This window comes from Kitasatospora sp. NPDC059795, from assembly GCF_042732175.1.
GTDB lineage: Bacteria > Actinomycetota > Actinomycetes > Streptomycetales > Streptomycetaceae > Kitasatospora.
This window is the reverse complement of record NZ_JBHWID010000016.1, coordinates 140,232-164,151: the sequence shown is the minus strand read 5'-3', so window position 1 is coordinate 164,151 and position 23,920 is coordinate 140,232. Positions and strand designations below refer to the sequence as shown.

General features: G+C 73.3%; 32 protein-coding genes and 1 pseudogene. 16 read left to right on the top strand and 17 right to left on the bottom strand.

Annotated features, from left to right (window positions below):
- Nucleotides 1-7 precede the first annotated feature (7 nt).
- Nucleotides 8-550, top strand: a complete 543-nt coding sequence (locus ACFV4P_RS28805; RefSeq protein WP_380476009.1) for an AAA family ATPase — start codon at nucleotides 8-10, stop codon at nucleotides 548-550.
- Here ACFV4P_RS28805 and ACFV4P_RS28800 read toward each other — a convergent pair.
- From ACFV4P_RS28800 to ACFV4P_RS28790, 3 genes are all read right to left on the bottom strand, one after another.
- On the bottom strand, nucleotides 534-665 hold the full coding sequence (locus tag ACFV4P_RS28800; RefSeq protein WP_380476007.1) for a hypothetical protein: 132 nt from the start codon (nucleotides 663-665) through the stop codon (nucleotides 534-536). The genes ACFV4P_RS28805 and ACFV4P_RS28800 overlap by 17 nt on opposite strands.
- An 86-nt stretch (nucleotides 666-751) precedes the next feature.
- Nucleotides 752-907 (bottom strand): hypothetical protein, encoded by a 156-nt coding sequence (locus ACFV4P_RS28795; RefSeq protein ID WP_380476005.1) that lies wholly within the window; start codon nucleotides 905-907, stop codon nucleotides 752-754.
- A gap of 210 nt (nucleotides 908-1,117) precedes the next feature.
- Nucleotides 1,118-2,008, bottom strand: coding sequence for an alpha/beta fold hydrolase (locus tag ACFV4P_RS28790; protein WP_380476002.1), 891 nt, complete (start codon nucleotides 2,006-2,008; stop codon nucleotides 1,118-1,120).
- 97 nt (nucleotides 2,009-2,105) lie between these two features.
- On the opposite strand from ACFV4P_RS28790, the gene ACFV4P_RS28785 reads away from it, so the two are divergent.
- On the top strand, nucleotides 2,106-2,822 hold the full coding sequence (locus tag ACFV4P_RS28785; RefSeq protein WP_380476000.1) for a TetR/AcrR family transcriptional regulator: 717 nt from the start codon (nucleotides 2,106-2,108) through the stop codon (nucleotides 2,820-2,822).
- A 114-nt stretch (nucleotides 2,823-2,936) separates the two neighbouring features.
- Here the strand turns inward: ACFV4P_RS28785 and ACFV4P_RS28780 are convergent, their stop codons facing one another.
- Nucleotides 2,937-3,512, bottom strand: coding sequence for a hemerythrin domain-containing protein (locus ACFV4P_RS28780; RefSeq protein ID WP_380475997.1), 576 nt, complete (start codon nucleotides 3,510-3,512; stop codon nucleotides 2,937-2,939).
- 254 nt (nucleotides 3,513-3,766) lie between these two features.
- On the opposite strand from ACFV4P_RS28780, the gene ACFV4P_RS28775 reads away from it, so the two are divergent.
- Both ACFV4P_RS28775 and ACFV4P_RS28770 read left to right on the top strand, forming a co-directional pair.
- Nucleotides 3,767-4,165, top strand: coding sequence for a DUF3788 family protein (locus ACFV4P_RS28775; protein WP_380475995.1), 399 nt, complete (start codon nucleotides 3,767-3,769; stop codon nucleotides 4,163-4,165).
- A gap of 112 nt (nucleotides 4,166-4,277) precedes the next feature.
- Nucleotides 4,278-4,940, top strand: a complete 663-nt coding sequence (locus ACFV4P_RS28770) for a hypothetical protein (protein ID WP_380475992.1) — start codon at nucleotides 4,278-4,280, stop codon at nucleotides 4,938-4,940.
- Here the strand turns inward: ACFV4P_RS28770 and ACFV4P_RS28765 are convergent.
- Both ACFV4P_RS28765 and ACFV4P_RS28760 read right to left on the bottom strand, forming a co-directional pair.
- Nucleotides 4,845-5,345: a YfbM family protein gene (locus tag ACFV4P_RS28765; protein ID WP_380475990.1), complete on the bottom strand. Its 501-nt coding sequence runs from the start codon at nucleotides 5,343-5,345 to the stop codon at nucleotides 4,845-4,847. The two genes, ACFV4P_RS28770 and ACFV4P_RS28765, sit on opposite strands and share 96 nt — an antisense overlap.
- A 133-nt stretch (nucleotides 5,346-5,478) precedes the next feature.
- Entirely contained in the window at nucleotides 5,479-6,327 is an 849-nt protein-coding gene (locus ACFV4P_RS28760; RefSeq protein WP_380475988.1) for an LLM class F420-dependent oxidoreductase, read from the bottom strand.
- Between the two features lie 166 nt (nucleotides 6,328-6,493).
- Between ACFV4P_RS28760 and ACFV4P_RS28755 the strand changes: the two genes are divergently transcribed.
- From ACFV4P_RS28755 to ACFV4P_RS28745, 3 genes are read left to right on the top strand one after another with little or no spacing between them, the layout of a single operon-like run.
- Nucleotides 6,494-6,775 carry a serine hydrolase gene (locus ACFV4P_RS28755; RefSeq protein ID WP_380475985.1) on the top strand — a complete coding sequence of 94 codons (282 nt, stop codon included), beginning with the start codon at nucleotides 6,494-6,496 and terminating at the stop codon, nucleotides 6,773-6,775.
- Nucleotides 6,772-7,239, top strand: coding sequence for a serine hydrolase (locus ACFV4P_RS28750; RefSeq protein ID WP_380475983.1), 468 nt, complete (start codon nucleotides 6,772-6,774; stop codon nucleotides 7,237-7,239). Before ACFV4P_RS28755 ends, ACFV4P_RS28750 begins: the two co-directional genes overlap by 4 nt.
- Nucleotides 7,176-7,628 carry a serine hydrolase gene (locus ACFV4P_RS28745; RefSeq protein WP_380475980.1) on the top strand — a complete coding sequence of 151 codons (453 nt, stop codon included), beginning with the start codon at nucleotides 7,176-7,178 and terminating at the stop codon, nucleotides 7,626-7,628. Before ACFV4P_RS28750 ends, ACFV4P_RS28745 begins: the two co-directional genes overlap by 64 nt.
- A gap of 78 nt (nucleotides 7,629-7,706) precedes the next feature.
- Here the strand turns inward: ACFV4P_RS28745 and ACFV4P_RS28740 are convergent, their stop codons facing one another.
- From ACFV4P_RS28740 to ACFV4P_RS28730, 3 genes are all read right to left on the bottom strand, one after another.
- The gene (locus ACFV4P_RS28740) at nucleotides 7,707-8,276 is read right to left on the bottom strand and encodes a dihydrofolate reductase family protein (RefSeq protein ID WP_380475978.1); all 570 of its coding nucleotides are present in this window, start codon (nucleotides 8,274-8,276) and stop codon (nucleotides 7,707-7,709) included.
- Between the two features lie 143 nt (nucleotides 8,277-8,419).
- On the bottom strand, nucleotides 8,420-8,881 hold the full coding sequence (locus ACFV4P_RS28735; RefSeq protein ID WP_380475977.1) for a pyridoxamine 5'-phosphate oxidase family protein: 462 nt from the start codon (nucleotides 8,879-8,881) through the stop codon (nucleotides 8,420-8,422).
- 206 nt (nucleotides 8,882-9,087) lie between these two features.
- Complete coding sequence (locus tag ACFV4P_RS28730) at nucleotides 9,088-9,315, bottom strand: DUF6213 family protein (RefSeq protein WP_380475975.1); 228 nt, start codon at nucleotides 9,313-9,315, stop codon at nucleotides 9,088-9,090.
- Between the two features lie 481 nt (nucleotides 9,316-9,796).
- On the opposite strand from ACFV4P_RS28730, the gene ACFV4P_RS28725 reads away from it, so the two are divergent.
- Complete coding sequence (locus tag ACFV4P_RS28725) at nucleotides 9,797-10,948, top strand: AI-2E family transporter (protein ID WP_380475972.1); 1,152 nt, start codon at nucleotides 9,797-9,799, stop codon at nucleotides 10,946-10,948.
- A 244-nt stretch (nucleotides 10,949-11,192) separates the two neighbouring features.
- On the opposite strand, the gene ACFV4P_RS28720 is transcribed toward ACFV4P_RS28725, so the two are convergent.
- From ACFV4P_RS28720 to ACFV4P_RS28695, 6 genes are all read right to left on the bottom strand, one after another.
- Nucleotides 11,193-11,402 carry a CsbD family protein gene (locus tag ACFV4P_RS28720; RefSeq protein ID WP_073810301.1) on the bottom strand — a complete coding sequence of 70 codons (210 nt, stop codon included), beginning with the start codon at nucleotides 11,400-11,402 and terminating at the stop codon, nucleotides 11,193-11,195.
- 23 nt (nucleotides 11,403-11,425) lie between these two features.
- On the bottom strand, nucleotides 11,426-11,785 hold the full coding sequence (locus ACFV4P_RS28715) for a hypothetical protein (protein WP_380475970.1): 360 nt from the start codon (nucleotides 11,783-11,785) through the stop codon (nucleotides 11,426-11,428).
- A gap of 166 nt (nucleotides 11,786-11,951) precedes the next feature.
- Nucleotides 11,952-12,455 (bottom strand): MarR family winged helix-turn-helix transcriptional regulator, encoded by a 504-nt coding sequence (locus tag ACFV4P_RS28710; RefSeq protein ID WP_380475968.1) that lies wholly within the window; start codon nucleotides 12,453-12,455, stop codon nucleotides 11,952-11,954.
- A 110-nt stretch (nucleotides 12,456-12,565) separates the two neighbouring features.
- Complete coding sequence (locus tag ACFV4P_RS28705) at nucleotides 12,566-14,290, bottom strand: FUSC family protein (RefSeq protein ID WP_380475965.1); 1,725 nt, start codon at nucleotides 14,288-14,290, stop codon at nucleotides 12,566-12,568.
- Between the two features lie 21 nt (nucleotides 14,291-14,311).
- A complete protein-coding gene (locus ACFV4P_RS28700; protein WP_380475963.1) occupies nucleotides 14,312-15,004 on the bottom strand; it encodes a class I SAM-dependent methyltransferase in 693 nt (230 codons plus the stop codon).
- A gap of 55 nt (nucleotides 15,005-15,059) precedes the next feature.
- Nucleotides 15,060-15,659, bottom strand: a complete 600-nt coding sequence (locus ACFV4P_RS28695) for a TetR/AcrR family transcriptional regulator (RefSeq protein ID WP_380475961.1) — start codon at nucleotides 15,657-15,659, stop codon at nucleotides 15,060-15,062.
- Between the two features lie 68 nt (nucleotides 15,660-15,727).
- Between ACFV4P_RS28695 and ACFV4P_RS28690 the strand changes: the two genes are divergently transcribed.
- The 3 genes from ACFV4P_RS28690 to ACFV4P_RS28680 all read left to right on the top strand — a co-directional run bounded on the left by ACFV4P_RS28690 (nucleotide 15,728) and on the right by ACFV4P_RS28680 (nucleotide 18,602).
- Nucleotides 15,728-16,633, top strand: coding sequence for an alpha/beta fold hydrolase (locus tag ACFV4P_RS28690; protein ID WP_380475958.1), 906 nt, complete (start codon nucleotides 15,728-15,730; stop codon nucleotides 16,631-16,633).
- A gap of 50 nt (nucleotides 16,634-16,683) precedes the next feature.
- Nucleotides 16,684-17,277 carry a TetR/AcrR family transcriptional regulator gene (locus ACFV4P_RS28685; protein ID WP_380475955.1) on the top strand — a complete coding sequence of 198 codons (594 nt, stop codon included), beginning with the start codon at nucleotides 16,684-16,686 and terminating at the stop codon, nucleotides 17,275-17,277.
- Nucleotides 17,278-17,414: 137 nt separating this feature from the next.
- Nucleotides 17,415-18,602: an MFS transporter gene (locus ACFV4P_RS28680; protein ID WP_380475952.1), complete on the top strand. Its 1,188-nt coding sequence runs from the start codon at nucleotides 17,415-17,417 to the stop codon at nucleotides 18,600-18,602.
- A 48-nt stretch (nucleotides 18,603-18,650) separates the two neighbouring features.
- On the opposite strand, the gene ACFV4P_RS28675 is transcribed toward ACFV4P_RS28680, so the two are convergent.
- The gene (locus ACFV4P_RS28675) at nucleotides 18,651-18,962 is read right to left on the bottom strand and encodes a hypothetical protein (RefSeq protein ID WP_380475949.1); all 312 of its coding nucleotides are present in this window, start codon (nucleotides 18,960-18,962) and stop codon (nucleotides 18,651-18,653) included.
- Nucleotides 18,963-19,408: 446 nt separating this feature from the next.
- Nucleotides 19,409-19,480, bottom strand: a pseudogene (locus tag ACFV4P_RS28670) (plasmid stabilization protein); the annotation flags it as partial.
- A 171-nt stretch (nucleotides 19,481-19,651) separates the two neighbouring features.
- Here ACFV4P_RS28670 and ACFV4P_RS28665 point away from each other — a divergent pair.
- The 5 genes from ACFV4P_RS28665 (at nucleotide 19,652) to ACFV4P_RS28645 (ending at nucleotide 23,903) form a co-directional block, all read left to right on the top strand.
- Nucleotides 19,652-20,611, top strand: coding sequence for a SigB/SigF/SigG family RNA polymerase sigma factor (locus ACFV4P_RS28665; protein WP_380476079.1), 960 nt, complete (start codon nucleotides 19,652-19,654; stop codon nucleotides 20,609-20,611).
- An 82-nt stretch (nucleotides 20,612-20,693) separates the two neighbouring features.
- The gene (locus tag ACFV4P_RS28660; RefSeq protein ID WP_380475946.1) at nucleotides 20,694-20,819 is read left to right on the top strand and encodes a hypothetical protein; all 126 of its coding nucleotides are present in this window, start codon (nucleotides 20,694-20,696) and stop codon (nucleotides 20,817-20,819) included.
- Nucleotides 20,816-21,292 carry an ATP-binding protein gene (locus ACFV4P_RS28655; RefSeq protein ID WP_380475944.1) on the top strand — a complete coding sequence of 159 codons (477 nt, stop codon included), beginning with the start codon at nucleotides 20,816-20,818 and terminating at the stop codon, nucleotides 21,290-21,292. Before ACFV4P_RS28660 ends, ACFV4P_RS28655 begins: the two co-directional genes overlap by 4 nt.
- A gap of 95 nt (nucleotides 21,293-21,387) precedes the next feature.
- Nucleotides 21,388-22,251 (top strand): Rieske 2Fe-2S domain-containing protein, encoded by an 864-nt coding sequence (locus ACFV4P_RS28650; protein ID WP_380475941.1) that lies wholly within the window; start codon nucleotides 21,388-21,390, stop codon nucleotides 22,249-22,251.
- Nucleotides 22,252-22,436: 185 nt separating this feature from the next.
- Complete coding sequence (locus ACFV4P_RS28645) at nucleotides 22,437-23,903, top strand: MFS transporter (protein WP_380475938.1); 1,467 nt, start codon at nucleotides 22,437-22,439, stop codon at nucleotides 23,901-23,903.
- Nucleotides 23,904-23,920 lie beyond the last annotated feature (17 nt).

The window sequence follows — 23,920 nt, the reverse complement described above, 5'->3', positions numbered from 1 at the left end:
TCGCTCGGTGGCTACAGTTCTGGTCAATGGGCTGCCCGGGGCGGGGAAGACAACGCTGGCGCGGGCTTTGGCGACTGAGATGAGCCTTCCGCTCTTCAGCAAGGACTCGGTGAAGGAGACCCTGGCCGACACCCTTGAGAGCCTTCGTCCCTCAGGGTGTCCGGACCGAGAGTGGAGTCGGATCCTCGGCATGGCCGCCGGCGAGACCTTGTGGACTCTGCTGGCCGATGCGCGCGGCGAGGCTGTTCTGGAGAGTCCGTGGTTGGCTCACATGCGGCCGATCGTGGAAGCGGGGCTCGAACGCGCGGGCGTCGACACTGTGTACGAGGTCTGGTGCGATGTGCCGCCGGCTGTGGCGCGCAGTCGGTTCGCCGCGCGTACGGCCTCGCGGCACGCCGTTCATCCTGAGCGCCCGGGCGCCTTCGGCGGGGACTGGGAGCTGTGGTCCCGGGGCGCCGAACCGCTCGGACTGGGGATCGTCCATCGTGTGGACACCACGCGCCCGGTTGATGTTCCGGCGCTGGCGGCTGCCCTCACAGCCACTCGTTGATGGCGGCGACGAGCACGGTGACCTCGTAGCGGACGGCGAGCTTGTCGGACCTGGCGGCCGCGGCGCGGTGGCGCTTCAGGCGGTTGATCCCGCACCTCGAGCCCGACCCGGACAAGGGCTCCGTCGAGAAGCTGCGCCGGCGCCGCTACGGCATCCGACCCGCGAGTCGGGCGGCCGTGCGGCGTCGGGCCTCACCCGCCGTCACTCCGAGGCAGTGTCCGCCTCGTCCAGCGCAGCAGCGCGCCTCTCCTCCTCGGCCTTGGAGAGTGCATAGTCGTTGGTCGGCTTGACGATGGTGTGCGTAATGACCTGCCCGCTGATCTGCTTGGTCTCCAGCCTCTGCTGCCCCTCGGCCATGTCCCCACTCCTTCTGCCGTGTTCGATACGTCCGTCGTCCGGCATGGTCCCACCCGGGACGACTGCGGATCGAGACGATTACGAGACACCGGTGGATCTTGTCGGCTCGAAACGAACACTCCGATGTGAGTTCCGAGCCGCCCCCGCCGATCGGCGTCGCGGTCTTCCGGGGATTGAATCCCCATTGGGCGGAAGGTGATTGACGGATCGTCAGGTGTTGGTGGCGTGTACTTGCAGCGCGTCCGCGTAGGGCGCCCAGTGTTCGCTGGTGAGCAGGTGGCCCGCCCCTCGCATCACGCGCAGGCGGGCGTGCGGGACGGCGGCGGCGAGCGCGCGGGCGGTGGACGGGCGGAGCAGGGGGTCGCGTTCGGCGTGCAGGGCGAGGGTGGGCGCGGCGATCCGGGACAGCGGGCCGCCGGACCACTTCGCGCCGATCTGCCGGCTCTGCGCCTGCGCGTCGCGGAAGCTCGCCACGCCGTGCGCGGCCTCCCGCTCGACGAACTCCCGGACGTCCTCCGGCCCGACGGCGCGTTCGGGCGCGGCGAGGATGCGGGCGAGGGCCACCGCCAGCGCCAGGTTGCCGTCGGGGGTGTCCGGGAAGTGCAGGCGGGCCATCCGGAGCACCGGCCCCGGGCGGACGTGGCGCAGGGCACCGAGCGGGCCGGCGTCGCTGGGCATCGCGGCGGACGAGGTGAGGGTGCGCACCCGGTCCGGATGGCGGATCGCGATGCGCTGGGCGACCAGCCCGCCCAGCGAGTGCCCGAACAGGTGGGCGCGCGGCCAGCCCAGCGCGTCCAGGACGGCGACCGCGTCGTCCGTCAGGTCCTCGGCCCGGTACGCGGGCGCGGTGCGGCGCAGCAGCGCGGAGACCGGGTGCCCGGCGGGCGGCGCGGACACCCGGCCCGACTCGCCGGCGTCGCGCTGGTCGTAGGCGGCCACGTGGAAGCCGCGCGCGACCAGTTCGCGCACCAGCCCGGCCGGCCACCAGAAGCGCGAGGTGCCGAGGCCGATCACCAGAAGCAGCGGCTCGCCGCCCGCCCCGCCGAGGTCTTCGTACGCGAGCGGCACCTCGCCGTTGTGCGTCCAACGTGTCGTCGTCATCCGTGTCCTCCCCGAACCCGGGCCGCGCCGTGCGCAGGATTGCGTCCGACGGGATTGCGTACGTCGTTCGCGAACACCGTACGCGATAGGTAGGCTGGTGGCCACACCCACCCCGGAGGCGCATGTGACGCAGCGGCAGGACGGCCCGATCTGGCTCCGGCCCGAACAGGCCAGGGCCGGACGCCCGGCCGAACGCAGCCGGGCCGAGATCACCGCCGCGGCCGTCGAACTCGCCGACCGCGAAGGCCTGGACGCCGTCTCGATGCGCCGCGTCGCCACCGCGCTCGGCACCGGCGCGGCCTCGCTCTACCGGTACGTCGCCACCCGCGACGAACTGCTCGACCTGATGACCGACAGCGTCGCCGCCGAGTACGACCTCCCCGCGCCCGGCGGTGACTGGCAGGCCGACCTGCTCGCCGTCGCCCGCCAGGCCCGGCAGATCATGCGCCGCCACCCCTGGCTGCCCGCCCTGGTCATCGGCCGCCCCGTGCTCGGCCCGCACGGCGCCGACCTGCTCGAACACGTCCTCGCCGTGCTGGCCGACCACCCCGCCGAACCGGCCCGCAAGGTCGAGGCGTTCGCGCTGCTCGGCGGCCTCACCGCGCTGTTCGCGCAGAACGAGGCCGCCGCGACCGCCACCGACGTCGCCCACCGCACCGCCTACCTGCGCCACCTCGCCGCCGACGGCGGGCACCCCCGGATCGCCGCGCTCTTCGCCGGCGGGGGAGGGGGCGGGGGAGGCGGAGGGGACGGGGCGCCGCGCGATCTGTTCGAGGACGTGCTGGTGCGGGCGCTGGCGGGCGTGCTCGGCTGACGGGCCTGCTCGTTCGTGCTGACCCTTCGCGGGGTCGCTCGGTGGCTCCTCGCGGCGCGCCCCGCCTGTGGGACGGTTGTCAGTTCGCTGGACGGTTGTCAGTCCTCGCGGTTGTCAGTCCTCGCGGGTGTCGCCGAAGCGGAAGCGGCGGTGCATCCGTTCGTGCCAGGTCAGCTCGGGTGCAACCAGGTCGTCCGGGGGCAGCATGTCGCGCGGTCCGGCGGCGCGGGGGTGAGTCGAGGCGGTCCGTTCGGTCTCACGGGCCTGCTCGCCCAGCGTCGTCAGCCGGGGGGCGGCCGCGTGCGCGCGGACCGTCGGGAACAGCTGGGCCTCCTCCTGTCCGAAGTGCCCCGTCGCCTGCTCGACCAGCCGCGCCAACAACCGGTCGAACTCGGCCGTACCGGGTGCCGCCGCCTCCAGTTCCCGCACCAGCCCGTACAGCGCCGCATGCGACTGCATGCCGTGCGCCACCGCGTCGTCCCCGTTCGGTCGGTCGAGACGGGCGATCGGGTACAGGTACTCGTCCTCCGCCGCCAGGTGTCGCACCAATGTGTCCGCCGTCAGGAACGCCAGCCGCTCCCGACGGGGATCGCCCAGCGGCAGACCCGCCAACTCACTGAAGCGCACCCGCAGCACCTCGTGATCGGTCGTCAGCTGCTCCAACAGGTCGAGCTCCGGAACGGTCGCCATCGTCAAGCACCCTCTTCGTCCGCGGTCCCACCCCCTCACCCTCGCGCCTGCCCGCCCCGCCACACCGGAAACCGTGAAGCGGAAACGGGATGCGGAAAGCGCTTTCCCGTTGCGTCTGTGACTGTGGCTGCTTGTTCGTGCAGGTCGGGGAGGGTGGAGTCGGTAAGCGCTTTCCGTCTCCGTCTCCGTCGCCGTCTCCGCCGCCTCCGCCTCCGCCTTCACGGGCGTAGCCTCGCGGTGTGGCGAATCCGTTCGTGGACCCCGAGGTCGAGCCGACGCGCGAGCTGATCGCCGATGCGCTGGGGGCGGCGGACGAGGGGTGGGACGCGTTGATGCACGAGCTGGCGGATGCCGGGGTCGAGGCGCCCTGGCGGTGGTACCGGGACGGCGGGTGGCTGGTCAAGGCGGCCAACCGTGTGCGGACGGTGACCTGGATCGCGATCGACGGCAACGCTGTGACCTGCAACTTCCACTTCGCGGAACGGCTTCGCGAGGCCGTTGCCGGGCTGCCGGACATCACCCCCGAACTGGCCCGGCAGATCCGGGACGAGCCCCGCAGCGGCACACTGTTCCGGGTGCCGTTCACCATTTCGACGGTGGCCGATGTCGAGCGCCTGCGGCCGGTCCTGAAGGCGCGGATCGCACTGCGGTAGTGCGGTGCCGACGCCCGGGGTGGGGGCGACGGTTCGGACGGGCCCGGGGTGGTGTCTCCCGTGGTGCGGAAACCTGTTCGATCGGGGCGTCCCGGGCCGGAATCATAGGTGGATGTCGTCGTTCCGATCAGCAGCCAGCAGTCTTCGCCGTCTGTACGACCACGCCGCGCTGTGGAGCATCGGCGAGGTGCGGGCGGGCGCGGTGGTCGATGCCGCGTGCGAGGCGCTCGTCGCCGGACTCGACAGCCCGACGCTGCGGGTCCTCGCGGCGTGCACGCGCGCTGAGGCGGACTACGAGGTGCCCGAGATTCTCCCCGCCGTGTTCGAGGAGTTGGGCCTCACCCTCCCTCCGGCCGACAGCTTGGCCGGCCGGGAAGCCGCCGTGCGGGCACTCGCGGGCCGGGTGGAGGCCGGTGAACTGGCGCCTTGGGAGCTCGCGTTCCGCGTCCACCAGCGGTTCGGGTTCGACCTTCCCCTTGCGGTGCGGCTCGCCGAGCTCGACGTGGAGTACGGCATGGTCGATTCGGGGGGCAGCAGGGCCGCCTCGGAGATCGACGTCGAGGTCACGGCCGAGGCGCACCGACTGGCCCAGTACTGCGGGCACATCCAGGGCGGGCACATCGAGGGCGGGTACCTCCAGGGAAGGAGCGTGCGGGGCAGGAGCGTGCAGGGCGGGGCGTCAGTCGAGCCAGACCAGGACGGCGTGGTCGGCGGAGGCGGCGGCGCGGAAGAACTCCGTCAGCGAGGCGAGGGTGTCCCGGGCCCACTCCAGTGAGGTCGGGGAGTCCCAGATACGGGGGTAGACGCCGGCCGTGGCGAGTTCGGTGTGGTCGACGCCGCGGATCAGCGCGTCGTAGGTGAGTTCGTCGAGGCGGTCGGCGGCCAGGCGCACGCGGTCGGCGGTGAGGTACTGCGGCGGGCCGTAGCCCCAGTCGTCGGCGTCCGGTATCGGCTCCTCGCCGTGTACGACGTCGACCGGGAAGGACGCCCGCCGCAGCAGGAAGTCGAGCAGGTTCCAGGTCTGGAAGGTGGAGAAGCACCGCGCCTCGGCCGGCGCGGGCTCCTCCTCGTCCTCCCGCTCCTGGACCTCGTCGGCGAACTCCCAGGCCCACTCCGGGTTTTCGAGGGCGCGGGCCAGTTCTTCGGTGGTGAGGCGCAGGTACTCGCCGTTCATGCTCATGGGCGGGAGCATAGCGACGGGCTCCGACGGGCATACCCGCAGGTCGTCGGGGCTTCCGGGCCGTCAGCCGTCAGCCGTCAGCCGTCAGCCGTCAGCCGTCAGCCGTCAGCGGTTGGTGGTCGGCGGGCGGTGGTCAGTGGGGGAGGGCGGCTTGGCGGACCAGGAAGGTCTCGACGTCGGCGGGGTTCTCCAAGGGCAGCGGGTAGACGAGAAGACGGTCGACGCCGAGGTCGGCGTAGCGGCGGGCGTCGTCCGGGGTGATCTCGACGGGGTCGATCTGCATGAAGTTGATCTGGAGGCGGCCCAGTTGGGCGGGGCGGGACACTTCGGCCTCGGCCTTGCGGAGGCCGTCGAGGTGGCGGACCAGGTCCTGCGGGCTGTGGCCGGTGCCGATCCAGCCGTGTCCCTTGGCCACTGCCCGGCGGTAGGCGGCCGGGCTGTGGCCGCCGATCATGATCCGCGGGCCGTCCGGTCGGACGGGGCGCGGGTGCGCGTCGACGTGGGCGAAGTCGGTGTAGCGGCCGTGGAACTCCGGTTCGGGTGAGCTCCACAACTGCCGCATGGCGTCCAGGTATTCGTCGGTGCGCCCGGCGCGTTCGGCGAGCCGGACGCCCACCGCGGCCAGCTCCGGTTCCAGGTATCCGGGGGCGACGCCGAGGAGCAGCCGGCCGCCGGAGACGACGTCGAGGCTGGCGGCCTGCTTGGCCAGCACCACCGGGTTGCGCTGCGGCAGGATCAGGATCCCGGTGCCCAGTTCGAGGTGTTCGGTCAGCGCCGCCACGAAGGACAGGTGCACCAGCGGATCGAGGATCGGATCGGTGGGCGCCATCGGCGAATCGGGCACCCGCGGGCTGGGCAGCACCACATGGTCGCCGACCCACCACGACCGGTAGCCCAACTCCTCAGCCCGCCGCGCGAGTTGCGCCGTCTCGGTAGGCCCCAGCGTCGCCTTGGCGCTCAGCCCGTACACACCCAGGTCCATGATCCCCTGCCTTCGATCCCGCCGGCCGTACGCCGTGCCCGAACCCCTCGAACGCTAGCCGAGCGAGCCGGTTCGCACACGCCTTCCGGGGAATCGGCCGCAGGTCGGTGCGCGCACCGTCGGATCGGCCCACCGTCCTTGCCGCCAGGCGTAGTTGAATGACCGTGTGGCGCGACGAACCGATCCCTGCGGAGCCGGTTTCGATGCCGAACGTCTCGCCCGTCTCGACGCCTTCATCGAGGCGGAGGTCGCCGCCCGGCGGCTGCCCGGGGCGGCGCTGGGCATCGTCCGAGGGGGTGCGTCGGTGCGGCTCGACGCGTTCGGGACGCGGGACCCGCGGACCGGGGCACCGATGACGACCGACACCCTGTTCTGGCCGGCGTCCATGACCAAGCCCCTCACCGCCGCGCCGCCGGGGCGCTCCTGCTCGTCGAGAGCGGGGAGTTGATCCTCGAAGAGGCCGTCGGCGACCACCTGCCGCAGTTCCGGGACCGCCGGGTCGCGGACCCGCTGACGCTCGCGGAACGCCCGGCGGCACGCGAACCCACCGTCCTCGACCTGATGCGCCACACCGCCGGCATCCCCGAGGGCCTGCTCGGCCGGACCGCGCTGCACGCGCGTGACGCCGAAGCGGTCGACGACGGCATGACGGCGCTCGCCGGCCCGGAGTTCGTCGCATACCTCGCCGCGCTCCCGCTGCTCACCGACCCCGGCACCCAGTGGCACCCTGGGCGTTTTTCTGGCGCGGCGGCTGTTCGCCCCGCTCGGCATGACCGACACCCGCTTCGGCGCCCCAGGACCGGACGCGGACCGCTTCGCCGTGCCGTCGGCGCGCGACCCCCTGACCGGTGCGCCCCAGCAGCTGCCCGACCTTCGCCCACGCCCGCTTCGACTCCGGCGGCACCGGGCTGATCGGCACCGCCGGTGACTACCTGGCCTTCGTCCGGATGCTGCTGGCCGAGGGCGACAGCGACGGGGGACGGGTGCTGGCACGCAAGACCGTCGAACTCATGCTCGCCGACGCGCTGGAACCCGGCCCCGATACCCGGCTGCTCGAACGCCCCGGCTGGAACCCCGGCCACGGCTTCGGCCACGGCTTCGGCCACGGCTTCGGCCTCAGGGTGGCCGTCCGCCGCGCGGCGGGCGGCGGGGCGACGACACGCGGCTCCGCAGGCGAGGTCACCTGGTCGGGAGCCTCCGGCGCGTTCTGGTGGGCCGACCCGGCGGAGGACCTGGGCGTGGTGTTCCTGACCCACACGCCGTCGCGCCTGCACCTGTGCTACTGGCAGCAGATCACGTAGGCCCTGCGGTAGCTCGCGGCACTCACCCCGGGGAATCCGGGGAATCCGGGGAATCCGGGGGATGCGTCGGGAGGCTGATCAGCGCCTGGTCTCGTACCTGTTCAGGACCACGCCGCCGGGGAACGTCCGCGTCTCCAGCAGGTTCAGGTTCACCCAGCTGTCCAGCGCGGTGAAGAACGGCGTGCCGCCGCCCACCAGGACCGGATGGGTGGCGATCACGTACTCGTCGATCAGCCCGGCACGCATGACCGCCCCGGCCAGCGTTGCGCCGCCGATGGTCATCGGGCTGCCGTCCCCCTCGGCCTTGAGCCGGGTGATCTCGGCGATCGCGTTGCCGGTGACCAGGCGGGCGTTCCAGCCGACCTCGTCGATCGTCGAGGAGAACACCACCTTCGGCGTGTCCCGCCAGTTCCGCGCGAACGCGATCTCCGCCGGGGTGGCGTCGGGCCGCCGGTCGCCGGTCGGCCAGTAGGAGCTCATCGTCTCCCACAGCTTCCGTCCGTACAGCGACAGGCCACTCGCCCGCTCGTGGTCGAGCCACCACTGGAACAGCTCGGGGCTCGGCGGTCCGCTCCAGCCGATGTCGTCGCCGGCGGCGGCGATGTAGCCGTCCACGGTCAGGTTCATGCCGTAGATCAGTTTCCGCATGGCCCAGCCTTCCGTTCACGGACGCCCGGCGCGGCCCGGAACTCGCCGGTTCGCGATCCGGGCCCGCCCGGCCGTCCTGGTGCCCGGGGCTCAGCGTGGTGCACCGGGACGGCCCGGGCAAGCCGTCGGCTCCCCGACTCAGGTCACTGGCTCTCGATGTCGAGCGCCGTGCCGTACAGGCGGTCCACCTTCAACCGGATGACCACCCGGCGCTCGGCCACCAGCTGCTCCAGGAGCTCGCCTTCGTCGTCCGGTCTCGCGGCCTGCGGAATCATTTCCAGCAGCTCCCGCCCGACGGCGTCGCCGGGAACGGTCGTGCTCTCGGAGATCTCGGCCTCGCCCTCGGCGACGGCGAAGGACCACACGTCGCCGCCCTGCACATGAAGCGCCGCACGCGGGTTGCGTCGCAGATGTCCGACCTTGACCCGGTCGGCCGTCGTCGAGAACCGAAGTGTGCGGGCTTCGGCGTCCCAGCTGTAGACCATGGTGGTCAGGTGGGGGTGGCCACTGCGTTTGACGGTGGCCAGCGTGCCGAACTGCTGCGTGCCGAGCAGGTCGGAGAGGGCTTCGTCGGACAGCGTGCGAGGTGTTGGTCGTTGCGTCATGACGTGCTCAACGTCCTTGGGGGCCCGGCAATTTCATATTCGGTGGGTCGGGTTCCCGCGCGGGCCGGCCGGACGCGGCGGGCAACTCGGCGGCCCCGTCGAGGAGTTCCTCGACTGCCAGGGGCGGTTGCCGGCGAACGGCCGGGCCCCGGGAGGTGGGGGTCCGGCCGGTTGGATTGTTCAACTCGGCTGTGGGGTAGTGAAGTTCATCTGCTGCTGGCGATCTCGATGCAGGCGAGGTCGATCTGGTCGGCGAGTTGGCGGACGAGGTCGGCGAGCGCCGCGGCGGTCGCGGGGTCGAGCCCGTTGTCGTCGCGGTTCGCCCATTCCTGCCACTCCTCGGGCAGTGCCCGCAGCAGTGCGACCACCTGCAGGGCGGGAATGGCCAGATCGCCGGAGAGTCCGCAGATCACCGGAACGCTGAGCCGCCCCATGGTGTCCACCTCCTTCTGACGCGCGCTTCCACCCCCATGGTCCCTCGCGTCTGCCCGGCAGTGGGACATGGAAACCGTGCACGGCCGGCGGTCGATACGGAACGGAGAGTGAGGGTGCCCGCCGAGGTGATGAACTCCACGAGGCCGGACAGGAGTTGGCGATTCGAGCGGGGCCGCCGGCCGCGTGGTCGGGAGTGGAGCCGATCCGCTTCGAACGAGGCTGCGCGCACGCGCCGACGTGACGGACGCCGGGGCGGCCGGTGACGCGTGTGGTGCCACGCCCCTCCGGCGTTGCCCGGAGCGGGACGTCGGGGAGGCGCTCGGGGGAGCGGCGTGTCCTGCATGCGCGGGAAAACGGGGCGGGACACCGGCGGGGCGGCGGTGCGGGCCGGGCGGGCGGGGGTGGAATGTGCTTCGGCGGAGACGCCCGGTGGCGGTCGCGCGGGGTGGGCAGACGGGACGGCGGGAGGCTGGGGTCGCGATGTCCGGACGTGCGGGCGGGCGGGACGAGGACAGGGTTCGTGCACCGCTCGGCAGCCGTCCGGCGCGGCGGCCCGACCCGACGGTGCGCGGCCCGGCCGCTCCGGTGCGGCGGACCGGGCTGGACTGGCTCGCCGGGCGGGCGTGGCGGCTGCTCGCCGTCGCGGTCACCGGGTACGCCGGTTACCTGATCGTCAGCCGACTGCTGCTGCCGGTGGTGGCGGTGTTCGTCGCACTGGTCGTGACCGCTGTGCTCCGGCCGCCCGTCGACCTGCTGGCCCGCCGGATGCCGCGCGTGGTCGCCGTGCTGCTCACCGTCCTGGGCTCGCTGGTGCTGCTCGCCGGGCTGGGGACACTGATCGCGGTGGTCATCGAGTCCCAGGCCGGAGAGCTCGGCGGACAGGTGCGCGGCGGACTCGACCGGCTCGAACACTGGCTGGAGGGCTCGCCGTTCCACGCCCGGGCCGGCACCCTCGGCGACCTGCGCCACCGCCTCGGTCAGCTGCTCAGCACCCACCGGCAGACCGTGCTGTCCACCGCCGTCACCGGCGCCGGCCTGGTGGTCGAGGCGGTGGCCGCCGCCGCGCTCGCGCTGTTCTGCGCGGTGTTCTTCACGCACTCCGGCGAACGGATGTGGGGCTGGGGAACCTCCCTGCTGCCCGCCCGCCCCCGCATCCTGTGGCAGCGGGCCGGCCGCGCGGCCTGGCACGCCTTCGCCGGCTACATCCGTGGCCTGTTCCTGGTCGCGGGGACCAACGCCGTCGTGGTCGGCGTCGTCCTGGCCGCGCTCGGCGTGCCGCTCGCCGTTCCGCTGGCCTGCCTGGAGTTCGTGGCGGCCCTGGTCCCGCTGATCGGCTCCCCGATCGCGCTGGCGATCGCCTCGCTGGTGGCCCTCGCGACCCGGGGCCCGGTCACCGCCCTGGTCGTGCTCGCCCTCATCGTGGTGATCGGCCAACTGGAGGGTCACGTCCTGCACCCGCTCGTGATGAGCTGGGCCGTCCGCCTGCACCCCGTCGCCGTCGCCCTCGCCGTCGCCGCCGGCGGCACCCTCGGCGGCATCGTGGGCGCGGCGGTCGCGGTGCCGGTGCTGTCGGTGGGCTGGGCGGTCTTCCGCGAGCTGCGCCCGGCGGGCGGCGGTCCGGGTGCGGGCTGAGGGACGCTGTCGGCTGAGAGACGCTGAGGGAGGTGCGTCGCGGCGCGATCGGCGGCGGGTGGCGCAGGGGGCGCATTCTTGGCTGTTAAGTGCGCCGGGCGCACGAGAGTGGTGTCGCTGCGCGCCCGGCGGTCAGACGTGCCGACGGCCACTGTGGCAGTGAGGCCCGCGTCCGCGCTGCCGACCGGGCCCCGCCCTCGGCGCGTTCGGCGGGGCGGGGCCCGGTGGTGGGGGCGTGGGCCGGTCAGCGCTTGAAGGCGCCCTTGAGCTTGTCGACGCCCTCCTTGAGCTTGTCCTTCGCGTGGTCGGCGGTCTGCTTGGCCTGGGCTTCGGCCTGGTCGCCGCGGCCCTCGTCCTCCAGGCGTTCGTTGCCGGTGGCGGCGCCGGTCTTCTCCTTGGCGGCGCCGACGGCTTCCTCGGCCCGGTGCTTGATCCTGTCGGAGGCGTCACTCATGGGGGTTTCCTTTCAGGAGGTCGTCAGTGGGTGAAACGGTGGCGCGGGTGGCTGGGCGGCCGCTGTGCGGTGCGGGTCGGGTCGGCGGTCGAGCCGGTGGCGGGGTCGACGGTGGGGTCGACGGCCGTGTGCTCGTCCGCGACGACCCGCTCGGCGCGGCGGCGGCGGTGCCAGCGAAGGCCTGCGCTCATCAGGGCGATGCCGGCGCAGGCCATCAGCGTCAGGGCGATTCCGGCGAGGAACGCGCCGAGGGTGTTGACGGTGCCGATGTTGTGGCCGAGCACCGTGACACCCGTCTCGGGCCCGCCGCCCAGGTTGTCGGCGATCAGCAGCCCGGCGAAGGCGCCGGACGCGGCGAACAGGAGGAGTCCGAGCAGCAGCATGGTCCACGTCCTTTCGCTTGCTCCGTTGCTCCGTGTCGTGCCACGTCTGCCCGGCCCCGCCGGACTCAATCAGGAGCCGGATACTGACCGCCGGTCGGGGCTCGACCAACGGGCGCGTTCGCAGAGCCGGAGCCGGATCAGGGTCAGAGCCGGAGCCGGAGCAGAGTCAGAGCTGAGTGCGGCCGCTGCTGCCCTCCAGGACGAGCAGCAGGCGGCCGAGGTCCCTGGACAGGTCCTCGCGTTCGCCGGAGGTGAGGCCGGAGAGCAGGGTCCGGTCGTAGGCGAGGAGGTCGGGGTAGACCCGGTCGACCAGCTCGGTTCCCGCGGTGGTGAGGGAGAGGTGGGAGACCCGGCGGTCGCGGTCGTCGGCGCGGCGGGCGACCAGGCCGCGATCCTCCAGTTGCCGCAGGCGCTTGGTGACCGCGGCGCCCGAGGCGAAGGTCTCCCTGGCCAGTTGGGACGGGGTCAGCTCGCGATCGGTACGGCGCAGGGCGCCGAGGATGTCGAACTCGGATCGGGTGAGGCCTTCGTGGGGCAGCGGGCCGGTTCGGCCCTGTTGCAGCAGGGCGGCGATGCGGTTGATCCGGCCGAGGACGGCGATCGGTTCGGGGTCCAGGTCGGGGTAGGCCTGGTGCCACTGCCGCAGCACGCCCGCGACGGCGTCCTCCACTGACGGTGCTCCATCTCTGCCGCTTCGGGCGATCGCTGTCCGAACCGGGTGTTCGGCGCCGGGTCGGCCGGCCGCGCGGGTGCGTCGGGTCCGGTGGCCGGGCTTCGATCCTAGGGGCAGGCCGGAGACGGCTCGTGGCCGCGGCGGTCGAGCATGGCGGCCAGTTGCCCGTGGCCTTCCCGCTCGGCCTGGGCGATCCGGCGCTGGGGCAGGACGCGCTGCCACCACTCGCCGGAGGCGATGTCGGTGGCCTCGCGCAGTTCCACCAGTGCGTGGGAGAGCCGGCGGCGGGCCGCGACGGCGGTCGGTGCGTCGGCGACGGCGGTCGGTGCGTCGCCAACGGCGGTGCGGGCCGATTCGGTGGCCGCGAGGAGTGCGGCGAGGGCGCGGTCGAGGCGGGTGCTGGTGCGGCGGTTGGTGACCACCAGGCAGGCGGCGAGGCCGAACAGGGCGCCCAGGCAGGTGTCCAGCCAGCGGTCGGCCACCATGGTCCGGGCGTCCTGGTGGCCGGCGAACTCGGTCATCAGCAGTGCCATCGGTGTCACGAAGGCGCTTGCCAGCCAGTAGCTGCGGGCGATCGTCGCCTCGGTCGCGAAGTTGCAGGCCAGCGCGATCAGGACCAGGGCGAGCTGGCCGGTCCTGGAGACGGGCAGCAGCGCGGTGAACACGAGCAGTCCGAGCAGGTTGCCGAGCACGCGCTGGAGTGCGCGTTGCCAGGACAGGCCGGCGCTCGCCTGGTAGATCGAGGCGGCGGTGACCACCGCCCAGCCGGGCCGTCCGACCCCCAGCGCCATCGACGCCCATCCGGCAGCCGCGCAGCCCAGCGCGACCCGCAGCGTGATCGGCAGCAGCGGCGAGCCGGGGCGCAGCGCGTGCCACCGCGACGGCCGGCGCGCGGTCGCCGCTGCCGCTTCGGCGGCGTCGCGCAGTTCGGCGGCTTCGGCGGCGGTGAGCTCGATGGCGGGCAGCGGCCGGTTGCGCCGCAGGTCGCGGGCCCAGCGCTGGTACCGCCTGGCGGTGTCGGCGTCGGTGTCGGCGTCGGTGTCCTGGTGTGCCGGTGTCGAGGCCAGAGCGGACTCGCTGCGGACGAGCAGGCGTTCCAGGACGGCCACGGTGCGGCGGCGCGGTTCTGCGACGGCGGGCGCCGAGTCCGGCGCGAGGGTGTGGCGTGCGGCGTTGACGGCGGCGGCGAGCGCCGTGCGGGCGGCGGGGCGCCGGTCGGGTTCGCCGGACAGGAGGCGGGCGGCGGCTTCGAGGGCTCGTGCCGTCAGGATCCGTTCGGGTCCGAGAGGCCGGACCAGGGCCGGGGCCATGCAGACCAGCCAGGCCACGGCGGCGCCGAGGGTGGTGAGCGCCAGGTGTGCGGGCAGATCGGCGAGGCGCTGGGGAACGAAGGCGCAGGTGGTGCTGGTGAAGGTCACGATGAGGGCGCCGGGCGGGCCGACCCGGCCCGCCTCGCAGGCGAGCTTGTGGAGCGCGGCGAGGACGGCGCAGACCGCGACCAGGACGGCGGCGGAGTGGGTGAGCGAGGCGGCGGTGAGCGCGACGGCCGTGCTGAGGACGGTGCCGGCGGCCACTGCGGCGAGGGTGCGGGCCCGGGCGGGGTACGGGAGCCCGTGGCCGTAGAGGGCGCACAGGCAGCCCGCCATCGTGTAGAGCGCGAGGTCGAGGCGGCCGAGCGCGAGCAGGGTGAGGTTCACGGCCCCCACGGCGACGACGGCGCTGACGGCGGGCTTGTGCCAGATGTCCGCCGGGGTTCCCAGCCGGAGCACCTGGCGCAGCGGCGGCAAGGGGATGCGGCGAACAGCTGGGGCGGTCGGGGGTCGTGTGCTCACCAGAAGAGATTAACAGGTGATTTACTCGTAAAATAAGTCGCTCACCTGCCGGATCGTCGATCCGCTCGGGGCGGTGACGCCCGGTCTGTGTCGCTGGCCGGGCCTGCGGTGGACGAGCAGGTAGCGCCAGAACAGCAGCCTGCGGATGCGGCAGCCGGGCAGCAGGACGGCCGCCTCGCGGCGGATCTCGTCCAGCGGTACGGTCGGCGGCATCACCGGTGCCCCGGCCGAGCCGTCCGGCGGGGTCGGGCGGACCCGGTCGGCTGCGGAAACGGCGAGCCGGGCAGCGGCGTTGACGGGGACGGCCGCCAGGCTCCAGGCCCAGTCGGGGAGGGTCCGCTCCGGGTAGCAGCCCAGGATCACCAGCACCCCGCCGGGGGCCAGGGCGTCACGCAGGGCGGCGACGGTGTCGAACGGCATGTGGTGGAGGGAGGCCAGGCAGGAGATGAAGTCGTACTGCCCGTCGGCGAGTTGGAGGTCGGTGACGTCCGCAACGCGGAACCGCGGCACCCGGTCGCCGGTGGCCGGCAGGAACGCGCGGGCCTGCGCGACGGCCTCCGCGGACCGGTCGATCGCGTCGACCCGCAGGCCCAGCCCGGCGAGTCGGCGGGCGAAACGGCCGGTCCCGCAGCCGACGTCGAGAGCGGTGCGGGCGCCTCGCGGCACCTGTCGCAGCAGCAGGCGGTGGTAGTGGTCGTTGTGGTCGAAGGGCACAGAGTGATCCTGGCACGGGCCAACGGCCTGCTGCGAGCGGGATGTTGAGGGTGGGTCAGCAGCCCTGCCGGAACAGTCGGCCGAGGTGGTGGTGCAGGACGGCGGTGGCGGCGTCGGGGGTGCGCTGGCCGAGCAGGACGCTGAGGCCGAGGCCGGCGGAGAGGGCGAGCAGGGCGACGGCTTCGAGGGCCGGGTCGGGGACGGCGGCGGCGGTGAGTTGGGCGACCAGGAAGGCCTCCATCTCGTCGGGGGCGGCCATGAAGGACTGGCCGGCGAGCGCCGGGTCGGTGACGGAGAGGACGGCGTACGCGGTGTAGACGAGGTGGAAGGTGCGGCTCTCCTCGTCGGTGGGGACGGCCTCCAGCAGCACCGCCTCGACGATCTCGCGCGGGGTGGGCGGCGTGGCCGAGCCGGCGGTGGCGGCCCGGACCCGGGTGCGGACGCGTTCGCCCATGCGCACGCCGAGGCGGGCGAGGGTGGCGAGGAGGAGCTGTTCCTTGGTGTCGAAGTAGTACTGCACCAGGCGCACCGAGACGCCCGCCTCCAGCGCGACGGAGCGCATCGTGACGGCGTGCAGGCCCGTCCGGGCGGCGTCGCGCAGCAGGGCGTCGATGATCAGGGCCCGCCGTTCCTCGTGGTCGACCAGCTTCGGCATCCGAACCCCTTCGAACATTTTTATGGTACAACCATACCACCAAAAGTCGATCGGGGAGGGGCCCGCCCATGACCAGGACCAGCGTCGGACACTTCGTCAACGAGGAGGCGCGCACCGCGTTCCTCGCCGCCTACGACCGGGCCATGGACCTGTGGCCCACCCCGCACCGCGCCCTCGACGTCGAGACCTCCTACGGCACCGTCCACGTCCACCACTACGGCCCGAGCACCGGCAACCCCGTCGTCCTGCTGCACGGCCACGCCGGCCACCCCGCCAACTGGCACCCGCAGATCGCCGCCCTCGGCGCCCACCGCCCCGTGTACGCCGTCTCCACCCTCGACGACCCCGGCCGCAGTGTGCAGCGCGCCGTCGCCGCCGGGCCGGAGGAGAACGCCGGATGGCTCGGCGAGGTGCTGGACGGGCTCGGACTGGAGCGGGTGCACCTGGTCGGCGTCTCGTACGGCGGCTGGCTCGCCCTCAACCAGGCCGTCCGCGGGCCCGGCCGGCTGGCCTCCGTAGCGCCGCTGGACCCGGGCGGCATCGAGAAGGTCCCGGCGCGGTTCTACGTCCACATGATCGCGGGCCTGTTCGGCATGCTGGCCCCCCGGCGACTTCGCCCCGCCCTCGCCCGGCTGCTCGCCAACCCCGCGCTGGCCGCGCCGCCCGAGATGCTCGCGCCGCTGATGCTCGCCATGCGCACCTGGAAGCCGGCGAGCCGGCCGGCCGCACCCCCGTTCCCGGACGACGACCTGCGCCGCATCGCCGTCCCCGCGCTCGTCCTGATCGGTGCCCGCAGCGCCCTGCTGCGCCCGGGCCGGGTGCTGCGCAGGGTCGAGGCACTGATCCCGGGCGTCCGGGCGGAGATCGTTCCGGGCGCGGGCCACGGCCTGACGCTGGAGCGGCCGGAGGTGGTCAACGCCCGGCTGCTGGAGTTCTTCGCCGCCGCGGAGGCGCGGGCCGTGGACGCGAAGTGACGGGCCGTGCCGTATTGCACCGACCGGTGCAGAACGGTTAGCGTGGCGACATGGCGAGACCGAGATCGTTCGACGAGGACCGGGTCCTGGACACCGCGATGCGCACGTTCTGGGCGAACGGCTACGAGTCGACCTCGACCAGGGACCTGTGCGAGGCGCTCGGCCTGGACCGCAGCAGCGTGTACAACGCCTTCACCAACAAGCGCGAGCTGTTCAAGCGGGCGCTCACCCGGTACATGGATTCGACCACGGCCGATCAGCTGCGCATCCTCGACGATCACGAGTCGTCGGCGATCGAGCGGATTCGTGCACTGTTCGCCAGGATCCTCGAAACCGAGGCGGAGAACCGGCGCGACGGCCACGGCCTCGGCTGCCTGACCGTCAACACCACGATGGAGCTCGCCGGCCGCGACCCCGAGATCGCGCTGATGCTCGACCGCGACACGCAGCGGCGGCTCGCCAGTCTGAGCGCCGTCATCGCGAGCGGGCAGCGGGGCGGCGACATCGGCTCCACGCGCGATCCCGTCGAGCTGGCCAGGTTCGTCAATGCGGTGATCGCCGGCATCCGGGTGTCGGCCCAGGGCGGCGCGGACGACGCCACGGTCGCGGCGATCGCGGCCACGGCTCTGGACGCCCTGGGCTGAACCGCCGCTGCCGCGACCCGCTGTCTCACGTTTTCCTACTGTGCCCCCTGCTGTGCCCTGCCCGAGGGCGGCTCGGCGCCCGAGGGCTTTTTCGTGGGCGAGTTCTACACCGATCGATGCAGAAAGAGGGAGTTTCCGTGCCCCGAGCCATCTATGTCCTGGCGGCAGGCATCTTCGCCATGGTGACCAGCGAGTTCGCCGTCGGAGGGCTGATGCCCGAGCTGGCGGGCGGGCTCGGGGTGACCGTCTCCCAAGTCGGCTACCTGATCACGGCGTTCGCGGTGGCCATGGCGGTGGGCGGGCCGTTGATGACCGTCGCGCTGGTCCGCGTGCGACCGAAGCCCGCGCTCATGCTGCTGTTCGCGATTTTCCTGGCGGGCAACGTGCTCGCGGCCCTCGCGCCCTCCTACCCGGTCATGGTGGTCGCGCGGGTCGTCAGCGGCGTCGCCTCCCAGGCGTTCTTCGGAGTCGCCATCGCGGTGGCGGTCCAGCTGAGCCGCCCGGAGGTGCGGGGCCGCGCCATCGCCGTCGTCCTGAACGGACTGATGCTCGGCACGCTGCTCGGGCTGCCGCTGTCCACGCTGATCGGCGGGCAGTTCGGCTGGCGCGCCGCGTTCTGGACGGTCGGCGGACTGACCGTCCTCGCCGCAGCGGCAACGACGGCAGGCGTTCCCGGACTTGCGCTCGCCGACGGCGGCAGTGACTTCCGGAAGGAGCTGGCGGTCTTCCGGAACCGCCGGCTGTGGCTGGCGCTGCCGACCAGCAGCCTGATCATCGGCGCGACCTTTTCGGCGTTCAGCTACCTCAGCCCGATCCTCACCGAGGTCACCGGGTTCGCCTCGGGGGCCGTGCCGTTCCTTCTCGTTGCGTACGGCGCGGCCACCGTGGTCGGGAATGCGGTGGTCGGGCGGCTGGCCGACCGGCACACCATCGGCGTTCTGCTGGCCGGACTGATCCTCAACACGCTCTTCCTGGCCGCCTTCGCGACGTTCGCGCACCTCCGCGTCCCCGCGGTGATCGCCATGCTGGGCGTCGGGCTGGTCGGAGTGACCATGAACCCGGCGATGACCGTCCGCATCCAGCGCGTGGGCAACCCGGGCCCGCTGGTCAACACCGTCCACGCCTCCTTCATCACCCTCGGCGTGATCATCGGCTCCTCGGTCGGAGGCCTGGCCATCGAACGCTTCGGGCTGCGGGCCGCGCTGTGGCTGGGCGCCGGGCTCGCGGCGCTCGGGGTGCTGTCCCTGCTGCCCGAACTCGGCTGCGGCAAGGCGCAGTTGTCGACGGAGAGCCCGGTGCGGGAGTGCGTCGAGGCTGCCCCCTGAGGTGGCGCCGAGCAGCCGGTTCGTCCGGGCGGGAGTCCGGGCGGGTGGTCACCGGGTCGGCGTCAAGGCGCGTTCCAGCAGGGCGGATTGGGGGGAGGGCGGGTAGCCGCAGGGGGTTGCCGGGTGCAGGGGCAACGGGCGGGCGGGGGCGGTGTGTTCGGGGAGCGGTGGGCGCGGGGCGGCGGTGAGCGGCAGGTGCCGCAGGGTCGCGGCGGCCGTCCGGACGACGAGGGTGCCCAGCAGGGCGGCCAGGGCGCCGAGGGCGAACTCCAGGGGGCCGACGGCGGAGATCAGGACGAGGTAGAGCGCGCACAGTGCCGCCCACCACACGGCTGCCTCCGCCACTGTCGTCCACCGCATGCGTCTCTCCCGGTCCGATTCCGCAGGACGCTAGCGGCGGACGGCCCGGGCCGCCCGCCTCCGCGCCGGGCCTCACCCGATCGGAGCAGTGGCGGGGCGGCGGGGCGGCCGGGTGGCTACCCGCCGGGCGTGGGGAGCGGCCGGCTGTGGTTCGGGCGAAGGCGAGGGCTCAGGCTCGGGTCCGCCGGGGTCTGGTCCGCCGGGGCCGGGGCCGGGGCCGGGGCCGGGTCCGCCGGGCTCGGGGACGGGCGGCGACAGCGGCGGGTCCGGGTCCGGCAGGGGCCGGGTCGGGGCCCACGGGCCGGGCGGGTCGGTCGGCCTGGGCGGGCTGTCGGGCGGATCGGGCGGCCGGATGTCGGGGTCGCCGGGGATCGGCATCGTCATCGTGCTCACCGCCCCAGGGCGTTTTCGCGCCGGTGCTCGTTCATCGTCGACCGGCTCTCGACACCGCGCTTCGGCCGGCTCACCTTGACGTGCTCGTACTGGCGCTCCCGCTTGGGGCTCGATCCGGCAGGCATGACCGCTCTCCTTCCGTCGCCGGGCGGGTCATGTCGCGCATACCCTGGTGAATCAGGACGAATCAGGTTCAAACTCACTCGATCGGGTAAGGGCTCGATCGGCAGAAGTGGGGCGTTCGACGCGCCGGAGCGCGCCGCGCCGTCCCCGGGAGGTGACTCCCCGTGACCACCATGACCGACCGCGAACCGGCGGTGCGCCGCAACGGCCCCGACCGGAGACACGACCACCACCGCGCCACGGCCGGCCGCGACACCGACGCGATGCGCGACACCGACCCGATGCGTGACATCGACCCGATGTACCGGCCGACCCGGCGCGAGATGCGCGCCATGGGCAAGGGCGAGGCCCGCGAACTCAGTGACGCGCTGTTCCGGCGGCTGGCCGAACTGCCGCCCGAGGAGCCGAAGTCCAGCTACGTGCGCGGCACCGTGATCGAGCTCAACATGCCGCTGGTGCGGTTCGTCGCCGGCCGGTTCCGGCACCGTCCCGAGGAGCTCGACGACATCCTGCAGGTCGGCACCATCGGCCTGATCAAGGCCGTCGACGGGTTCGACCCGGACCGCGGCGTCGAGTTCGTCACCTACGCCATCCCGACCATCTCCGGCGAGATCAAACGGTTCTTCCGCGACACGTCCTGGCCGCTGCGGGTCCCGCGGAGCGTCCAGGAACGCTACCTGGCCGCCGCCCGCGCCTCCGACCGTCTCGAACAGGACCTCGGCCGGCTGCCCGACACCGCCGAACTCGCCGAGGAACTGCACGTCACCGAGGCCGAGGCCGCCGAAGGGCTGGACGCCGGACGGCTCTGCCGCTGCGACTCGCTGGACTCGCTGCGCGACGAGGACTCCGACGACACCGGCACCGCCCTGATCAACCGGCTCGGCTGCTGCGACCCCGCCCTCGAAGTCGCCGAACTGCGCGTGGTGGCACGGCCGTTCATCAGCCGCCTGCCCGAACGCGAACGCACCGTGCTGCTGCTGCGGTTCTGGGGCGGACTCACCCAGAGCGAGATCGCCCACGAGATCGGCGTCTCCCAGATGCACGTCTCCCGGATCCTCGCCGCCACCCTGACCGGCCTGCGCGAACAGATCGAGGGCCGCACCGGGCCCGCCTCCGACACCGGCGGTGATTGAGCCCCCGCCGCACCGGGTACCCGCGCGGACCGAGCCGCCCCGCGGCGGAGAGTCACAGCGCTCGGCAGGAGGTGTTCGCACCGTGGACCCGCGACCTGTCGTCGGCGCCCCCCTCGCCGTCACCCTGCGCCGTCCCCCCGGCGCCCCGGTGGTGCGGATGCCGGAGCTCACCGGCGCGGATGTGCAGGGGCCCGGCGAGCATCGATGAACGGTCTGCCGGTCCAGGGGCGCACCGAGCGCCGCACCCTGCCGCTGGACGCCGTGCCCGGGGCCGTCGCACGCTGCCGCGAGTTCACCCGCCGCGCCCTGCACGCCTGGGGTTGGCTGCCCGCACACGACGCCGACGGCCGCGCCGCCGCCGAGGACGTCCTGCTGATGACCGGCGAACTCGTCGCCAACGCCTGCCAGCACGCGGCCGGCCCCTACGCGCTCGAACTGACCAGGTGCGGACCGCTGTTGCGGGTCGCGGTGTGTGACAGTGACGACCGGATGCCGGTGCTGCGCGCCCCGCACGCCCTCGTCCGGCCGGGCGGCCACGGGCTGCGGGTGGTCGACCGGCTCGCCGCCGTCTGGGGCAGCGAACCGGTGCCCGGCGGCGGCAAACGCGTCTGGCTGGAGACGCTCCGCCCTCCGGCGCAGCCCCGCGCGGGACAGTGCCGCAGCGAAGAAGTGCCGCACTGAACGGCCGCGGCCCGCCCCGTCCGCCGCCTTTCTGCCGTTCTCCGGCCGCCCCCGGCCGGTGTTTGGGGTCCGGGGGAGTGGACAGCCGCCCCGGCATGGAACAACTGCACGCAGGCCCCGCCGACTGGCTGGACGTCCCCGGGCACTGGACGTTCCTCGACCCCGTGGCGGAGCGCCTCGCCTCCTTCGTCCAGGCCCTGCCGCTCGGCCGCGCCCGCGACCTGCTGCACGGCGTCCCGCTCGGCCACCCCCTGCACCCGGTGCTGGTGGAGACCCCGATCGGCTGCTGGCTGGCCGCCGGACTGCTCGATCTCACCCGCACGGACGATCTCGCCGCCCGCCGGTTGACCGCCGCCGGGCTGATCAGCCTGCCGCCGGTGTTCTGGTCCGGCTGGGTCGACTGGTCCCGGCTGCCGCCCGTCCAGCGCCGCACCGGGCTGGTGCACGCCGCGAGCGCCGCCACCGGCGCCGCGTTCCACCTGTGCTCGCTGCGGGCCCGCCGCCGCGGCCACGGCCTGCGCGGCCGCCTGCTCGGGCTGAGCGGCACCACCGTCGTCGGCCTGGCCGCCGCGCTCGGCGGACACCTCGCCTACCGGTACGCCGCCGGCGCCGCCCACGCCGAGGCCGAGTTCCGGCTCGCCCCACCCGACTGGCGCCCGCTCGGTACGACCGGCGACTTCCCCGCCGACGTCCCCGTGCGCCGCCGCCTCGGCGAGGTCGCCGTCCTCGTCGTGCACCGCTCCGACGGCAGCTGGACCGTCCTCGCCGACCGCTGCACCCACATGGCCGGCTCGCTCGCCGAGGGCGAACTCGTCGACGGCTGCGTGCAGTGCCCGGTGCACCAGTCCCGCTTCCGGCTCAGCGACGGCCACCCCGTGCAGGGCCCCGCCACCGCCCCGCAGCCCCGCTTCGAGACCCGCATCCACGCCGACCGCCTGGAAGCCCGACCGCCCCGATGACCGCCCTCGCCGACCTGCTCGAACGCCCCCGCGTCAGGTGCGCCGCGCCGGTCCGCGCCCCGCTGCACGGTTGAGCCGATCGGCGGGCGGCCAGGTGTGTGCCGGGGGGAGCGGTGGGCAGACGCGCTGACGGTGCGTCCGGAAAACGCCGGGTGCGCGGGAGACCGCAGCGAGGGAGGGTCGAGATGTCCGCACCGCAACGCGCGGGGGACCAGGCCGTGGAGACCGACGTCCCCGGCAGGCTGGACCGGTTGCCGTGGTCGCCCTGGCACTGGCGGATCCTGATCGGCCTCGGCACCGTGTGGATCCTGGACGGCCTGGAAGTCACCATCGTCGGCAACCTGGCCGGCCGGCTCGCCGAACCCGGCAGCGGCATCGCCATCAGCACCGCCCAGGTCACCACAGTCGCCGCCGCGCTGTACGTGGCCGGCGCGTGCTGCGGCGCGCTGTTCTTCGGCTGGCTCACCGACCGGCTCGGCCGGAAGAAACTGTTCATGATCACCCTCGCGGTGTACCTCGCCGCGACCGCCGTCACCGCGCTGTCCTGGACCGCCTGGTTCTTCTTCCTGTGCCGGTTCTTCACCGGCTTCGGCATCGGCGGCGAGTACGCGGCGATCAACTCCGCGATCGACGAACTGATCCCCGCCCGGGTGCGCGGCCGGATCGACCTGATCGTCAACGGCAGCTTCTGGATCGGCGCGGCGATCGGCGCGTTCGCGTCCATCGCGCTGCTCGACACCTCGCTGTTCGCCACCGACGTCGGCTGGCGACTCGCCTTCGGCATCGGCCTGGTGCTCGGCCTGGTCATCCTGCTGGTGCGCCGGCACGTCCCCGAGAGCCCGCGCTGGCTGTTCACCCACGGACGCCGCCGGGAGGCCGAGGAGATCGTCGCCGAGGCCGAACGGATCGTCGAACGCGAGACCGGCAAGCCCCTCCCGCCGGTGGACGAACCGCCGATCCGGATCCGCGCACGCGGCCCGGTCGGCTTCGTCACCATCGCCCGCACCCTCGTCTCGCACTACCCGCGCCGCACGGTCCTCGGGCTGGCGCTCTTCATCGGCCAGGCCTTCCTGTACAACTCCGTCACCTTCGGCTACGCCGCGATCCTCACCACGTTCTTCGACGTCCCCACCGGCCGCACCGGCTACTACTTCGCGGTGATCGCCGTCGGCAACTTCCTCGGCCCGCTGCTGCTCGGCCACCTCTTCGACTCCGTCGGCCGCAAACCGATGATCGCCGGCACCTACATCGGCTCCGGCGTCCTGCTGTTCGGCACCGCCTGGCTGTTCCACCGCGGCTCGCTCGACGCCACCACCATGACCGCCTGCTGGACGGCCGTGCTGTTCCTCGCCTCCGCCGGGGCCAGCGCCGCCTACCTCACCGTCAGCGAGATCTTCCCGCTGGAGACCCGCGCGCTGTGCATCGCGTTCTTCTACGCCGTCGGCACCGCCGCCGGCGGCATCTCCGGACCGCTGCTCTTCAACGGCCTGGTCTCCAGCGGCGAAGTCGCCGACGCCACACTGGCGTTCTGCATCGGGGCGACGCTGATGGTGCTGGCGGGCCTGGTCGAGGCGGTGATCGGCGTCAAGGCCGAACGCCGCAGCCTGGAGTCGCTGGCCGCTCCGCTCAGCCAGGTGCCGTCCGAACCGTGACGGCACGTCAATCACCG